We start from the raw sequence: 14,067 nt of genomic DNA on the forward strand, positions 1-14,067 counted from the left end.
CCCGGCCCTCGGTCACTGCGCCAACCAGTTTCCGATCTGGCTGCTGAAGGTCCGGTCGAAGCGGCTGTAGACGTCGGAGCCCCCGCTGACCGTACACGAGCTGCTACCGCCGGACAACGTGCCCACGACGCGTCCGCCCGCAAACATGGCCGAGCCACTGCTGCCGCCTTCGGTCACGCCCTTGCTCCAGCCGACGTTCACAAAATCGCTCTGGGCATTGCCCGGGCTGCAGGTGATGCTGCCGGCGCCCAGGCTGCAGTTTCTGTAGCTCTGCACTTGGCCTTCGCTGTATTTGAGCAAGTCGCCCTGCGGGTGATGCAGTCCGTAGATGGCCGTCCCCGTCACCGCCGTTCCTCTCGCATCCCAGCCGGCCAGCGTCGCACCGGCAGGTGGCACCTCATTGAGTCGCATCAGCGTGGCATCGGTCACAGCGGTCGAATACAGCAGCGTGGCACCGCGCTGCAGCGCCAAGGTGCTTGCATTCGGCTCGAAGCTATTGCAGCTTGCCGAACGGAAAAACCAGTCCGTGCGCAGCGAAGTGGCGGCTGCCTGCGTCGAGATGCAGTGACTGGCCGATAGAAAATACGGCGTGTAGTCCCGCTTGGTATTGTTCAGCAGGGAGCCCGTGCAGTAGTAGTAGCGGTTGTCGGGGCCCACATAGGTCATGCGCGCCACGGCATTGCGCTCGACCGCGTACTGATCGGCGCAGCTGGCATCGAGCTCGCAACCCGCGGCATCGCCCACATTTCTGGGCACAAGGCTATCGCGCAGCTCCAGCTCCACGGGCAAAGCCAGGTTGACATAGGCATGGGTGAGCGTGGGTATGGCAATGCGCAGCTGCGATGTCGACAGCCCCGCAGGCAGTGCGATCTCCAGCGTGACCTCATCGGCGCCCAGGTCGGGGGTCCACCAGATGCCAGCCGCCCGGGTGTCGCCGTCGGCGCGACGGTTGCGCGCAATGGCCTCGTTGATGGCCTTGCCCGTGGTCTCGAACCCGGTCTTGCTGCGATCCTTGCGGTACAGCCTGAGCTCGGCGGCATCGGGCATGGCATCGACCACCAGCCCCAGCCGCAGGCCATGGGCGCCGGTCGATGTGATGCTGATCGCCGCCACCTGTCCGCCGTCCGGTGCCCCGGCCCATCGCAACGTACGTGCCATGTCGCCTGCGGACTGCAGCGAAGACAGCGCCCGCGGCGCCCCGATCTGCATGGGCACACCAGGCATGGGCATGACCGGCAAAGGCGCGTCGTTCCACTGCGGCAATGCCAAATCGACGGCCTTGGGTCGCACGGCCACGGATGCCACGGCCACGCCTCTGGCCGAAGCCGCAGTCTGGGCGGCAGGCACTATCAGCGAATCCAGCACATAGGCCGTGGGCGGACCCGGCGGAGGACTGGTCTCTGCGACGCCCACACCATTGCCGCCGCCGTTACCGACACCTGCGCCGCCAGGGCCTGGGTCCGGAACACTGCCTCCGCCCCCTCCGCCGCCGCAAGCGGTCAGCACCACCAGCATCAGGCTTGCGCATAGAGAGGGAATGCGCCTGCCCTGTATCCACCAATGCATATCGTGTTCTCCTGCAGTTCACGATCAGACTGGCACAGGGCCAGCGAAGCTATTTGGTCAAAGCCTTGAGCGCGAGCTTAATGCCCTCGCTCACCCCTACATCGGGTGGGAGTTTCTTGAGGGCGGCCGAGGCCTCCTTGTCCGAGTAGCCCAGCGCCATCAGTGCCTGCAGAATATCGTTCTGGTCGTTGTTATTGGCAAACAGCGACTGCGCACCGGTATCCGCGCCGATCTTGCCCTTGAGCTCCAGCAGCAGCCGCTCGGCGGTCTTCTTGCCGATGCCGGGCACCTTGACCAATCGCCCTGCTTGCTGCTGCGATACCGCGTCCGCGAGATCATCGATGCTCATGCCGCTGAGCACGGCCAGTGCCATGCGCGGTCCTATGCCGGTGATCTTGATGAGTTCGCGGAAGGTCTGGCGCTCGCGGGCCGTTGCGAAGCCGAACAGCAGCTGGGCGTCTTCCCGCACCACGAAATGGGTCAGCAAGGCTACCTTGGCACCATTGGCAGGCAAGTTGTAGAAGGTGCTCATGGGCACCTGCACCTCATAGCCCACACCGGCACAGTCCACCAGGACTTCGGGCGGGTTTTTTTCCAGCAGCGTTCCAGTCAATTTGCCTATCATTGAAATCCTTTGCCGCACCGTGCGGCGATTCTTTTGAGAAATTATCCGCGTGATCCTGCGCCATACCTTCACACCCCATAACAATACGCGCCTGACCCATCTCTGCGGCCCGGCAGATGCGCATCTGCGCACCATCGAAATCGCGCTGGGCGTCAAGATCGCTCACCGCCACGAGCAGTTCAAGATCGACGGCCCCAAGGCCAAGGCCAATGAGGCGCTGGAGCTGCTTCAGGCTCTCTATGAGATCGCCGACTACGTGATTGCAGAAGATACGCTGCAGCTCATGCTGGCCGGCGATGTCGAGATGCTGGAGGCCGACCTGACGGCTCCGCAATTGACTACGCGCCGTGCCGATCTGCGCGCCCGCACGCCCAACCAAGCGCTGTATCTGGAAAACATCGCCAATCACGACATCAGCTTCGGCATCGGCCCGGCCGGCACGGGCAAGACCTATCTGGCCGTGGCCTGCGCCGTGGACGCGCTGGAGCGCAGCGCCGTGCAGCGCATCGTGCTGACCCGGCCCGCCGTGGAAGCCGGCGAACGCCTGGGCTTTCTGCCCGGCGACCTGACGCAGAAGGTGGACCCCTATCTGCGCCCGCTGTACGACGCGCTCTACGATCTGATGGGTTACGAGAAAGTGCAGAAGGCCTTCGAGCGCAATGCGCTGGAGATCGCGCCGCTGGCCTTCATGCGCGGACGCACGCTGAACAACGCCTTCGTGATCCTGGACGAGGCGCAGAACACCACGCCCGAGCAGATGAAGATGTTTCTGACCCGCATCGGCTTTGGCGCCAAGGCCGTGGTCACAGGCGACGTGAGCCAGGTCGACCTGCCCAAGGGAGCACCCAGCGGACTTGTCGATGCCGAGCGCGTCCTCAAACGCGTCAAGGGCATCTCCATCAACCACTTCACCAGCGCCGACGTGGTGCGCCACCCGCTGGTGGCCCGCATTGTGGACGCCTATGACGCACGCGGCCGCGTGTCCGAAGGCACTTCGGCGCCCAAGCACCGCAGCAGCCCCCGTTCGGCCCGCCCGCTGCCAACGGCAGACGAACTTTAATCAAAATCAATAGCTACTAGCGCTTACCTCATAAGGGCTAAAAGCCAAAATGACCTTAAATCAACTGCAACTATCGCTGCAATTCGGCCCCAGCGCCGAGGCCGCCGCCCATCGCGAACTGCTGAGCCGCAGCCGCGTCACGCGCTGGATCCGCCATGCGCTGGCCGTGGATGCCGAGATCACGGTGCGCATCGTGGATACAGAGGAAGGCCGCAAGCTCAATCGCGAGTACCGCAAAAAGGACTACGCGACCAATGTGCTGACCTTCGACTATCAGCAGGAGCCGACCGTGATGGCCGATCTGGTGCTCTGCGCCCCCGTGGTGGAGCGCGAGGCCCAGGAGCAGAACAAGAGCCTGGAAGAGCATTACGCCCACCTGCTGGTGCATGGCACGCTGCATGCCCAGGGCTGGGACCACGAGACCAGCGAGGAAGACGCCGAAGAGATGGAGGCTTACGAGACCGACATCATGAAGGAGATGGGTTACGAAGACCCTTACGCCAAATAATCCGCGACAACACCGGCCATCATGATCATCCCCCACTGGCGCCGCCCCCTGGCCTGGCTGCTAGCCTGGGCCCTGGTGGCCATTGCGGGCGCAGGCTGGCTCATGCATGCGCGGTTGCTGGCCCTGGAGGATGCATTCGTGACGGATGCACGCATCGTGCATCGGCTGCTGAGCCAGCGTGCCGTGCAACACGATGCGGTGATGGCCATGCTGCCCCTGCTACAGCCACCTGCGGAAGGCCGCAGTGCCAAGGCGGCCTTGCCGCTGCCGCGCCTGCCAGCCGCCTATCCGCAGATCATCGAAGTACTGCGCCGCCTGCCGGACAGCAGCTGGCCGGCTGACTGGCCTCATGACCTGGGTGCCGCGCTGGATATGGCAGAGGCCCGCTCGCTGCAAAACGGCCATGCCGAACTGGCCTGGGCCGACCTGCCCAAAGGCCGGGTATGGCTGGCGCTTGCCGGCCCAGCCGCCGACCACGCCCTGCTGCTGGATCTGCATGCCACCATTCCCTGGGACGAGTGGCCCATGGATGCCCAGACCAGTCCAGTGCGCGTGCGGCTTAAGTATCAGGGCCAAGCCTTTACCGTGCAGGCCGGGCGGCGTCTGGAGCATGGCTGGAATTACGACTTTCACAAGCTGCTTGCCTCGCAGAGCCAGCCCTTCGATGTGGTGCTGGAGCGCGACGTGGGCTGGAGCGAGCTGCCCTGGGCCACCATGCTGGCCTGGGTGGCGGCCAGCGCTGCAGCACTGGCCGCACTGCGCACCCTGCTGCGCCAGCGCGTGGCCGCACGCCGGGCAGAAGAGCTGCTGCGTCTGGGCCAGGTCGCCCGTCTCAACCAGCTCGGCGAACTGGCCGCGGGTATGGCGCATGAACTCAACCAGCCGCTGACCGCGCTGCTGGCCAATACCCAGGCGGCACAGCGCCTGCTGGGCGATGAGGAGCCAGATCTGGACATGGCGCGCCATGCCATGAGTCAGGCCGTGGCCCAGGCAAGGCGCGCCAGTGCCGTCGTGGGGCGCCTGCGCCGCGTGGTCGAGCGGCCCGATCTGTCGGGCCAGGTCCAGGCTCTGCCCCTGTCCACCGCCGTGCATGATGCACTGCACCTGCTGGAGCCCGAGCTGCGCCGCCGCAGCATTGCCGTGCAGGTGGATGCTCCCGCAGACCTGCCGGCCGTGCGCGCCGAGCCTGTGGCCTTGCAGCAGATCATCCACAACTTGGTGATGAACGCGCTGCAGGCCATGGAGCAGACCGAGCCCGGCCAGCGCCGCTTGCGCCTCACGCTTAGCCCCCAGGGCGCGCGAGTCCTGCTGAGCGTGCGCGACACCGGCCCCGGCGTGGCGCCCGAGGCGCGAGCGCGCCTGTTCACCCCGTTCTACACCACACGCTCCGGCGGCCTGGGATTGGGCCTGTCGCTGTCGGAAAGCCTGGCGCAGGCGATGGGAGGCGAGCTCACTTTGGCGCCCCCCTCTCCTTCGCCTGCCGACGGGCCTGGGGCCGAATTCCATCTGCAGCTCCCGCTGGCACACCTGCCTTGAACGCGACATGACCTCTTCCCTCTCGCCCCTGATTCACCTTGTGGACGACGATGCCGCCGTGCGCGACAGCCTGGCACTGCTCATAGGCACGGTAGGCCTGCGCGTCCAAACCTGGTCCGACCCGCATGTCTTTCTCGCCGAGTTCGACCGCAGCGACGTGGGCGCCATCGTGCTCGACGTGCGCATGCCCGGCACCAGCGGGCTGGCGGTGCTGGACAGGCTGGTGGCGCAAGGGGTGGATCAGCCTGTGATCATGCTCACGGGCCATGGAACCGTGGAGATGTGCCGCCGCGCCTTCAAGGCCGGGGCTGCGGAATTCCTTGAGAAGCCGGTCGATGACGAGCTGCTCATCGAGGCGCTGCAGGCCTCCGTGCGCCAGCATGTGCGCTCGCGCGAGCGCCACCAGGCCGACCGGCAGGCTCGCGAGCGTTATGCACAGCTCTCGAGCCGCGAATGCGAGGTGCTGGGCCTGATCGTGGAGGGGCTCACCAACAAGGAGATCGGCCGCGCGCTGTCGCTCTCGCCGCGCACGGTGGAGACCCACCGCGCCAACCTCTTCGCCAAGCTGGAGACCGACTCGCTGGCCATGCTCATCCGGCGCTACGCGGCCCTGGTCGAGGACGCCGCTCCGTAGTTCTACGGAGGTAGGCGCGTAGCCTGCCGCATGGACGCCCGAGTGGCGTTTTTCTACAGTTGCGTTCATACCCATCCCCCGGAAAAACGTATGAAACACACTCTGACACTTGCCGCCCTGACTCTGGCCATGCTGACCGCCGGCACCGCCAACGCCCAGGCCGTGCGCACGGAAAAGAATATGTCGCTGGAGCTGGCCAACCAGATCGCCACCCAGTCCGTCTCGGCCTGCGCCGCCAGCAGCTATGCCGTGACCGCCACCGTGGTCGATCGCGCCGGCGGCGTGCGCGCCGTGCAGCGTGCCGACAACGCCGGCCCACACACCGTGGCAGCCAGCCGCGAAAAGGCCTTCACCTCGGCATCGGCCAAGGCGCCAACGCTTGCCATCATGGAAAACTCCCAGAAGAACGCCGGCGCAGCCAACCTCAAGGACATCCCCGGCTTCCTGCTGCTGGGCGGCGGCGTGCCCGTGAAGGTGGGCAATGAGGTGATCGGTGCCGTGGGCGTGGCCGGTGCGCCCGGCGGTCATCTAGACGACCAATGCGCACAGGCCGCCCTGGCCAAGGTGCAGGACCTGCTGAAGTAATCGGATCTAGGATTTTTCGTGAAATTTCAACGCCTTGCCCCCCTGCTGATCCTGGCTGCCGCAGGCAGCGCTTTTGCCGACGATAGCTACTACGGCGCCCTGCGGATCAATTCCGCACGCTACCAGGCCCACGACATGGACTCCAGCGCCCGCCCCGGCCTGGGCCAGTTCGTGCCTGGCGACGAGTCGAATACCGCCACAGGTGGCTCTCTGGCCCTTGGTTATCAGCTCCCGTCGAACTGGCGCGTGGAAGCTGAGTACACCCTGCCCAAGAACAACGAGTTCACCAGCGGCTCTACCCGCTTCCCCACCAGCTTCAACCACCACCAGATCCGCTCGCAGCGCCTGATGGTCAATGCATACAAGGATTTCCCCCTGAACTCCCAGTTCTCGCTGTACGGAATGGCCGGCCTGGGCCTGGCACGTCTGGAGTCCAGCGGCTGGCAGGGCAATCCGGGCCGTCAGTACATCAGCGACACCCAGAACAATCTGGCGTATTCCGTGGGTTTTGGCGTCAGCTATTCGCCCGTCCAGAAGCTCAGCATCGATCTGGGCTGGCGCTATGTCGACATGGGCAAGGCCAAGAGCGGTGCCAACAACTTCGCCAACGTCCGCGGCCTGCAAGACGAGCAGATGCGTGCCAAGCTGACGGCCAGCGAAATCTCCATCGGCCTGCGTTACAGCTTCTGACCCAGTCCTCTAGAGCAAAGAAAAAGCGGCCCTCGGCCGCTTTTTCTGCTGGTGCGTAAAGCCGTTTACTCGACGCTCAGGCCAATGCTGCGCACCAGTTGGGCAACGCGCACATCTTCGGTCCTGATCTGTTTGGCAAACACTTGTTGGCCCTCAACCACGGGGGTGATGCCCTGCTGCAGCAGACTCTTGCGCAGCTCGGGGTCCCTGAGCGCCTTGTCCGTGTCCTGGGCAATGGCCTGAACCACGGCAGCGGGCGTGCCCTTGGGTGCGAACAAACCGAACCAGGCACCGGCCTCAAAGCCCTTGTAACTCTCGGCCAGGGTCTGCACCTGGGGCAGCAGTGCATGGCGCTGCAGGCCGGACACGGCCAGCGCCGTGAGCTTGCCGCTCTGGATCTGGGTAAGCGCCGGAGCAATCGCAATCAGCATCACATCGACCTGGCCGGCCAGCACATCCTGCAGGCCCTGAGGACCGCCGCGATAGGGAATATGCGTGGCGAAAAAGCCTGCGCGCTGCTTGAACTGCTCCATGGCCAGATGCTGGGCGCCGCCCGTGCCCGAGGAGGCGTAGTTGATCTTGCCCGGGTGGGTCTTGGCATAAGCCACAAAGTCCTGCAAGGTCTTGAAGCCCTTCCTGGGATTGGCCACCAGCACAAAGTCGGACTGGCCCAGCTTGGTCACCGGCACCAGATCGTTCTTGACGTCATAGGGAAGATTGCGCTGCACATTGGGCATGATGGTGATGGCGCTGTCGCCGCCCACCAGCAGGGTGTAGCCGTCGGGCTGGGCCTTGACCACGGCATCCACGGCCGAGACACCGCCGGCCGCGCCCTTGTTTTCCACCACGATGGCCTGCTTCCAGTCCCTGCCCACCAGATTGCCCACCTGACGGGCCAGCAGATCCGGAGCGCTGCCCGGACCGTTGGCCACCACCAGCTTGACGGAGCGCGCCGGAAACTCCGGCTGCTGGGCCATGGCTGCGCCCGATACACAGCTTGCAGCCAGCATGGCCCAGGCGGTGCGGGAGAAGAAACGGGGCAGATTCACGGCAAAACTCCTTAACTAAGGAGTTGATTGTCAAAACAATCACTTATTCCTCAAAATACTGTTTTCACATTCTTTTATTTCCAAAAATAATTAACTACGCAAGAAAAAGAAAAGAGGTGACGCGAGCCAGCGCCTAAGATCGACCCCAACCACAAGGCGCAATGCCGATAGAGAAAATCAGGAGACAAGAACATGGAGAACCTGGGCCACCTCGCCCTTTTGCTGGCCGCCGCTTTCACGGCCGGCGCGCTCAACGCCGTCGCCGGTGGCGGCAGCTTTCTGACCCTTCCCGCACTGGTCTTCACCGGCGTGCCACCCGTGATTGCCAATGCCACGGGAACCGTGGCCCTGCTGCCAGGCTATATGGCGGGCGCCTGGGGTTTCAAGGACGATATGCAATCCCCGCCTGGACTGTCCATGAAGCAGGTGGTGGCTCTGTCCCTGATCGGCGGCTCCGCCGGTGCGGCGCTGCTGCTGTTCACGCCCGACGCCACCTTCCGCAAGGTCGTGCCCTGGCTGCTGCTGGCCGCCACCGCCATGTTCGCCTTCGGCCCGCAGCTGCGCGCCTGGGCTGCGGGCAAGAATTCCGCTCATGCCACCCCATCGATGGCCAAGGCCGCTGCAGGCATGCTGATCGTGGCCATCTATGGCGGCTACTTCAACGGCGGCCTGGGCATTTTGCTGCTGGCCTTGTTCGGCCTGCTGGGCCAGACCTCGCTCAACGCCATGAACGGCATGAAGAACCTGGTCTCGGCCCTGCTGACGGCGATTGCCGTGGTGATCTACGCCGTGGGCGGCATTGTGGAGTGGAAGCTGGCCCTGGTCATGATGGCGGCCGCCACCCTGGGCGGCTATCTGGGAGCGCGCGTGGCGCGCAAGATTGCGCCCCATGTCCTGCGCTGGGGCATTGTGGCCACGGGACTCGTGATGGCAGGGCTGTTCTTCGCCAAAGGCTGAAGCGGCGTCCAAAGCAAAAAGCCTTCTCGTGACCGAGAAGGCTTTTTTGTGAGCATCCCGCGCTTTGTGGGAAAGCGCTGGAGATCAATTTGATGGACGGTGCTTAGAACGTGTTGACGTGCTTAGAGCAGCCGCGCCTTGACGGTCTTGCCCTTGACCTTGCCTGCATTGAGCCTGGCGCAGGCCGCCGAGGCAATCTTGCGATCCACGGCCACATAGGTGGAAAAGTCGTTGACGCTGATCTTGCCGATCTGCTCGCGGCTGTAGCCGAAGTCCGCGCACATGGCGCCCATCACGTCGCCGGCGCGGATCTTTTCCTTGCGCCCGCCAATGATCTGGATGGTCATCATGGGTGGCAGCAGCTCGCCACCGGCGGCAGGCGTGAGTTCGTCAACGGGGAAGAATTGCGAAGCACGGCCTTGCAGCTGCTCGATCTTTCCCACGCTGCCCATCTCGTCCATGCTGACCAGATTCAGCGCCAGGCCTTCGGCATCGCCACGGCCCGTGCGGCCGATACGGTGGATATGGACCTCGGGGTCGGGCGTGACATCTACATTGATGACTGCAGACAGGTCGGCGATGTCCAGGCCACGCGCCGCCACATCGGTAGCGACCAGCACGCTGCAGCTCTTGTTGGCAAACTGCACCAGCACCTCGTCGCGCTCGCGCTGCTCCAGCTCGCCGAACAGGGCCAGAGCGCTGAAGCCCTGGGCCTGCAGCTCGCTCACCACATCGCGGCATTGCTGCTTGGTATTGCAAAAGGCAATGCTCGACTCGGGGCGGAAGTGCGCCAGCAGCTTGGCAACGGTGTCCACCTTGTCACGAGCGCCAACCTCGTACCAGCGCTGTGCGATCTTGCCGGCGCTGTGCTGGGTCGCGACCTTGACGGTCTGAGGATCGCGCATGAAGCGGCTGGCCAGCGAGGCAATGCCTTCGGGGTAGGTCGCCGAGAACAGCAAGGTCTGACGATCCGCCGGGCATTGGCGCACCACGGTTTCGATGTCGCCGAGAAAGCCCATGTCCAGCATGCGATCGGCCTCGTCCAGCACCAGGGTCTTGAGGTTGCCGATGTCGAGCTTGCCGCGCTCCATAAGATCCATCACGCGCCCGGGTGTACCGACGACGATGTGCGCGCCGTTTTCCAGCGAAGCGATCTGGTTGCGCGAGGGCACGCCGCCATAGACGGTGACGACCTTGATGTTGTCCTGCGCACGCGCCAGGCGGCGGATTTCGGTGGCGACCTGGTCGGCCAGTTCGCGCGTGGGGCACAGCACCAGGGCCTGGACGGCAAACCAGCGCGGGTTCAGGCGGTCCACCATGGGCAGGCCGAAGGCAGCCGTCTTGCCGCTGCCGGTGCTGGCCTGGGCGATCAGGTCCTTGCCCTGCAGGGTCAACGGCAGGCTGGCGGCCTGGATGGGCGTCATCTGCGCATAGCCGAGCTGCTGGAGGTTGGCCAGCATTTCGGGGGACAGGGGCAGCGCCGAGAAAGCGGTGGAATCAGAGGCCTGGGCGGCGCTGGTGGAGGTATTCATGGGAGCGGATTATCCCGGGCCTGCGCCGCAAAAGCCTTGAGCCATCGCTATTCACGGTGTCGTTTGCGGGTTGCCCCTCTTCAATTCGAGCCGGCCATGCTCCTAGTCTGAAAGCGCGGTCTTCAATGGCCGCCTCTGTTTGAAGCCAACCACAGACCCTCACATGCACCCTAGCCTTACCCGCAAGTTCTGCGCCGTCGCCACGCTGGCCTTCACCCTGGGCTCGACCCAGGCAGCAGAGCTGGATCCCCAGCCGCTCAAACCCCAGCTGCAGCAGCTGATCGCCCAGATGTATCCGCAGTTGCGCGGCATCTACGAAGACCTGCATGCCAACCCCGAGCTGGGTTTTCAGGAAACACGCACCGCCGCCAAGCTGGCTGCCGAGATGCGCAAGCTGGGCTTTGAAGTCACCGAGGGCATTGGCAAGACCGGCCTGGTCGCCATCTACCGCAATGGCGCGGGCCCCACCGTCATGGTACGCACCGAGCTGGACGCCCTGCCCATGGAGGAAAAAACCGGCCTGCCCTATGCGAGCAAGGCCAAGGCCCAGTACAACGGCAAGGAGAGCTTTGTCGCCCATAGCTGCGGCCACGATATGCACATGACCAGCTGGCTGGGCACGGCCCAGGCACTGCTGGGCCTGAAGAAGCAATGGAAGGGCACGCTGATGTTCGTGGCCCAGCCCTCCGAGGAAACCGTGACCGGAGCCAAGGCCATGCTGGCCGACGGTCTGTTCAAGAAATTCGGCAAACCCGACTACGCTTTTGCTCTGCATACCGGCTCCATGCCCTACGGCATGGTCGGCTATGTGGCCGGGCCGGCGACCTCCAATTCGGACTCGCTGGACATCACGTTTCACGGCCGTGGCAGCCATGGCTCCATGCCCGACAAAGGCATAGACCCCGTGCTCATGGCCTCGCGCTTCGTGGTGGATGTGCAAGGCGTGATCAGCCGCGAGAAAGATCCCATGGAGTTCGGCGTGGTCACCGTGGGCGCCTTCAACTCGGGCAGCGCGGGCAATATCATTCCCGACCAGGCGCGGCTGCTCGGAACAATCCGCAGCTACAAGAGCGAGGTGCGCACCAGAATGCACGAAGGCATTGAGCGCACGGCCAAGGCCGAAGCCGCCATGTCGGGCGCTCCTGCCCCCGAGATCAAACTGACCAAGGGCTCGGATGCAGTGGTCAATGACGCGGCACTGGTAGACCGCACGGTCAAGCTGTTCAAGGCCGCACTCGGCGACCGCAATGTGATCCCCATCTCACCCATCACGGCCAGCGAAGATTTCTCGGACTTCATCAATCAGGGCGTTCCATCCATGTTCTACACCCTGGGCGTGTACGACCCCAAGAAGGTGGCCGAGGCCAGTCAGCCCGGTGGCAAGCCGCTGCCCTTCAATCACTCACCCTTCTTCGCCCCCGAGCCAGAACCCACGTTCAAGACCGGCGTGGAAACCATGACCCTGGCGGTCATGAACGTGATGCAGTAAGCAGCGCCAGCCCCGCCATCGGGGCTGCGCCTTGCCTTCAGCGCATCACTGCATCTGCTTCAGATTGCCGATGCGCACCAGCATCTCGGTGAACATCTGCATGTCCGTGCGCAGATCCGGCAGCTCCTGGTACTCCAGCGCATTGTGGGCCGTGTACTTCTTGCCGGGCATGGCCGGGCCGAAGTTGATGGCGTTGGGCATGAGCTTGGCCGTGGTGCTGCCTGCGGTCGGCACGGGCCTGGCGTCCAGTCCCGTGGTGTCGCCAAAGATATTGAGCAGGGTGCTCAGCCATGCGCCCTTGGGGTCGCGAGCCATCCAGTTGCCCTGGGTGTACTGCACGCTGACCGGCACCTTGGCCGCCTCACTCCAGCGGGCAATGCCCTGCTCCACCTCGGCGCGCAGCTGCTCCGGCGTCTTGCCCCGCGGCATGCGCGCATTGGCCGTCACCTCCAGCTTACCGTCCGCCGACTTGATGAGATTGGGCGACAACGTGAGCGGCCCCATGAAATCATCGGCATAGGCAATACCCAGCTGCTTGCCGAAGTAGTCGAGACCAAACACACCATTGATATAGCGCAGGGCCTGGCTGTATTGATTGGGCTGCAGCAGCGCCGCGCCCTGCTCGGGCATCAGGCTCTGCTGCAGGAACAGCGCCAGGCGCGGCACGGGATTGACCCCTTCCTCAGGGCGCGACCCGTGAGCGGATACGCCGCTGACCTTGACCGTGACCTGACCCTCGGCGCGCTGCACGTCGATGGTGAACTTGCCCTGCGCCTCATGCTGGCGCACAAAGTCGTCCTTGTCCTTGGACAGCCGCTGCGCAATCCGGTCCAGCGCAGCCGCATCGGTGGCGGAGACGGTAGCGCTGGCCGTCTGCGCAATGGAGTTGGCCGAGGCGGCGCCGCTCATGGCGGTAATGGCAGGCCTGGCGGCATCCACGGCGACATCCGTAAACAAGGCCTTGAGCGCGCCCGTGCCCTTTTCAGCGACCACGGCCGGGTACTTGCTGTCCAGCACGATGTTGTACTGCGGCAGCGAGGTCTTGCTCTGGTAGTACTTCATGGCATCGCCGCCGGTTTCCTCGGTGGTTTCTATCATCAGACGAATGCTGCGCGACAGCGGCAGACCGCTGTCCTTGACCGCCTTCATCGCATACAGCACGGTGGCTATCGAGCCCTTGTCGTCAATCGTGCCGCGCCCATAAAGCCGATCGCCCACACGGGTGACCTGAAAAGGGTTGATCTGCCTGCCGTCCAGCACCCACTCGGCGGCCACCACCGGCACCACATCGGCATGGGTCAGGATGCCGAACTCGGTGGCCTCGCTGGCGCGGCTCGCCGCATCGGCTGGCAGCGTCACTTCAAAAATGCGGTTGTCCACATTGCGAAAGCGCAGCCCGAACTCGGTGGCCATGGATGCCACGAGCTTGCCGAAGTCCAGGATGGCCGGACTCTCATGCGGGGGCACCTTGGGATCGCGCACCGTGGGCAGCGCCACCATGCGCTGCAGACTTTCCAGCACCGCTGTCTCCTGTGTCAGACGGTTGTACACACCCAACAATCGCGCGATATCCGCGAGCTCGCCATCCGACAGCGTCTGGCCGCGCGTGTATCGCTGCACGGCTGGCGCCACACCCGGCTCGGCCCTGGCAGCCTGCTGCGCAAAGGCCTTGAAGGATTCGGGCGGGGTCGGGGCGGACGATGCGATCAGTGCGTCCAGCGCGGGTTTCTTCAAGGTCTGCGCCTGGATGGGCAGACTGGCGCTTGCCAGACCCAGAATCAGGCCGGCGGCTATGAGGGACAAAGAGGAATTGCAGGATTGCTTCATGAACAGCTC

The 14,067-nt window shown here is 64.4% G+C and carries 13 protein-coding genes; 8 read left to right on the top strand and 5 right to left on the bottom strand.

What is annotated here, in order from left to right; translation table 11 throughout:
* Positions 1–12: 12 nt before the first annotated feature.
* Together V8Z78_RS06285 and ruvA are read right to left on the bottom strand one after the other, a co-directional pair.
* Positions 13–1,566, bottom strand: coding sequence for a trypsin-like serine peptidase (locus V8Z78_RS06285; protein ID WP_349731094.1), 1,554 nt, complete (start codon positions 1,564–1,566; stop codon positions 13–15).
* Positions 1,567–1,615: 49 nt separating this feature from the next.
* On the bottom strand, positions 1,616–2,191 hold the full coding sequence (ruvA, locus tag V8Z78_RS06290) for a Holliday junction branch migration protein RuvA (protein WP_003068733.1): 576 nt from the start codon (positions 2,189–2,191) through the stop codon (positions 1,616–1,618).
* Between the two features lie 49 nt (positions 2,192–2,240).
* Between ruvA and V8Z78_RS06295 the strand changes: the two genes are divergently transcribed.
* The 6 genes from V8Z78_RS06295 (at position 2,241) to V8Z78_RS06320 (ending at position 7,204) form a co-directional block, all read left to right on the top strand.
* A complete protein-coding gene (locus V8Z78_RS06295) occupies positions 2,241–3,251 on the top strand; it encodes a PhoH family protein (protein WP_003068731.1) in 1,011 nt (336 codons plus the stop codon).
* A gap of 49 nt (positions 3,252–3,300) precedes the next feature.
* Positions 3,301–3,759 (top strand): rRNA maturation RNase YbeY, encoded by a 459-nt coding sequence (gene ybeY, locus V8Z78_RS06300; protein WP_046460526.1) that lies wholly within the window; start codon positions 3,301–3,303, stop codon positions 3,757–3,759.
* Between the two features lie 21 nt (positions 3,760–3,780).
* A complete protein-coding gene (locus V8Z78_RS06305; protein ID WP_349731095.1) occupies positions 3,781–5,295 on the top strand; it encodes a sensor histidine kinase in 1,515 nt (504 codons plus the stop codon).
* A 7-nt stretch (positions 5,296–5,302) separates the two neighbouring features.
* Positions 5,303–5,929: a response regulator transcription factor gene (locus V8Z78_RS06310; RefSeq protein WP_003068724.1), complete on the top strand. Its 627-nt coding sequence runs from the start codon at positions 5,303–5,305 to the stop codon at positions 5,927–5,929.
* Between the two features lie 90 nt (positions 5,930–6,019).
* Positions 6,020–6,514 (top strand): GlcG/HbpS family heme-binding protein, encoded by a 495-nt coding sequence (locus V8Z78_RS06315; RefSeq protein WP_046460524.1) that lies wholly within the window; start codon positions 6,020–6,022, stop codon positions 6,512–6,514.
* Between the two features lie 18 nt (positions 6,515–6,532).
* Entirely contained in the window at positions 6,533–7,204 is a 672-nt protein-coding gene (locus V8Z78_RS06320) for an outer membrane protein (protein ID WP_046460523.1), read from the top strand.
* Between the two features lie 65 nt (positions 7,205–7,269).
* Here V8Z78_RS06320 and V8Z78_RS06325 read toward each other — a convergent pair whose 3' ends face one another.
* Positions 7,270–8,253, bottom strand: coding sequence for a Bug family tripartite tricarboxylate transporter substrate binding protein (locus V8Z78_RS06325; RefSeq protein WP_314352758.1), 984 nt, complete (start codon positions 8,251–8,253; stop codon positions 7,270–7,272).
* 192 nt (positions 8,254–8,445) lie between these two features.
* Here V8Z78_RS06325 and V8Z78_RS06330 point away from each other — a divergent pair, with 192 nt between their 5' ends.
* Positions 8,446–9,210 (top strand): sulfite exporter TauE/SafE family protein, encoded by a 765-nt coding sequence (locus tag V8Z78_RS06330; protein ID WP_046460521.1) that lies wholly within the window; start codon positions 8,446–8,448, stop codon positions 9,208–9,210.
* Positions 9,211–9,332: 122 nt separating this feature from the next.
* Here the strand turns inward: V8Z78_RS06330 and dbpA are convergent, their stop codons facing one another.
* Positions 9,333–10,742 (bottom strand): ATP-dependent RNA helicase DbpA, encoded by a 1,410-nt coding sequence (gene dbpA / locus V8Z78_RS06335; RefSeq protein WP_314352760.1) that lies wholly within the window; start codon positions 10,740–10,742, stop codon positions 9,333–9,335.
* 163 nt (positions 10,743–10,905) lie between these two features.
* Between dbpA and V8Z78_RS06340 the strand changes: the two genes are divergently transcribed.
* The gene (locus tag V8Z78_RS06340; protein ID WP_003068713.1) at positions 10,906–12,231 is read left to right on the top strand and encodes an amidohydrolase; all 1,326 of its coding nucleotides are present in this window, start codon (positions 10,906–10,908) and stop codon (positions 12,229–12,231) included.
* A 45-nt stretch (positions 12,232–12,276) separates the two neighbouring features.
* Here V8Z78_RS06340 and V8Z78_RS06345 read toward each other — a convergent pair whose 3' ends face one another.
* Positions 12,277–14,058, bottom strand: a complete 1,782-nt coding sequence (locus V8Z78_RS06345; RefSeq protein WP_349731096.1) for a dipeptidase — start codon at positions 14,056–14,058, stop codon at positions 12,277–12,279.
* Between the last annotated feature and the right edge of the window lie 9 nt (positions 14,059–14,067).

Origin of the sequence: Comamonas sp. wu1-DMT, from assembly GCF_040187805.1 — a bacterium.
Lineage (GTDB): Bacteria > Pseudomonadota > Gammaproteobacteria > Burkholderiales > Burkholderiaceae_C > Comamonas > Comamonas thiooxydans.

What these genes read in the sequence shown, in the direction of transcription:
- V8Z78_RS06305 (WP_349731095.1), top strand. Translation starts at nt 3,781, where the DNA reads ATGATCATCCCCCACTGGCGCCGCCCCCTGGCCTGGCTGCTAGCCTGG.
- V8Z78_RS06310 (WP_003068724.1), top strand. Translation starts at nt 5,303, where the DNA reads ATGACCTCTTCCCTCTCGCCCCTGATTCACCTTGTGGACGACGATGCC.
- dbpA (WP_314352760.1), bottom strand. Translation starts at nt 10,742, where the DNA reads ATGAATACCTCCACCAGCGCCGCCCAGGCCTCTGATTCCACCGCTTTC.
- V8Z78_RS06345 (WP_349731096.1), bottom strand. Translation starts at nt 14,058, where the DNA reads ATGAAGCAATCCTGCAATTCCTCTTTGTCCCTCATAGCCGCCGGCCTG.
- ybeY (WP_046460526.1), top strand. Translation starts at nt 3,301, where the DNA reads ATGACCTTAAATCAACTGCAACTATCGCTGCAATTCGGCCCCAGCGCC.
- V8Z78_RS06315 (WP_046460524.1), top strand. Translation starts at nt 6,020, where the DNA reads ATGAAACACACTCTGACACTTGCCGCCCTGACTCTGGCCATGCTGACC.
- V8Z78_RS06340 (WP_003068713.1), top strand. Translation starts at nt 10,906, where the DNA reads ATGCACCCTAGCCTTACCCGCAAGTTCTGCGCCGTCGCCACGCTGGCC.
- V8Z78_RS06330 (WP_046460521.1), top strand. Translation starts at nt 8,446, where the DNA reads ATGGAGAACCTGGGCCACCTCGCCCTTTTGCTGGCCGCCGCTTTCACG.
- ruvA (WP_003068733.1), bottom strand. Translation starts at nt 2,191, where the DNA reads ATGATAGGCAAATTGACTGGAACGCTGCTGGAAAAAAACCCGCCCGAA.
- V8Z78_RS06285 (WP_349731094.1), bottom strand. Translation starts at nt 1,566, where the DNA reads ATGCATTGGTGGATACAGGGCAGGCGCATTCCCTCTCTATGCGCAAGC.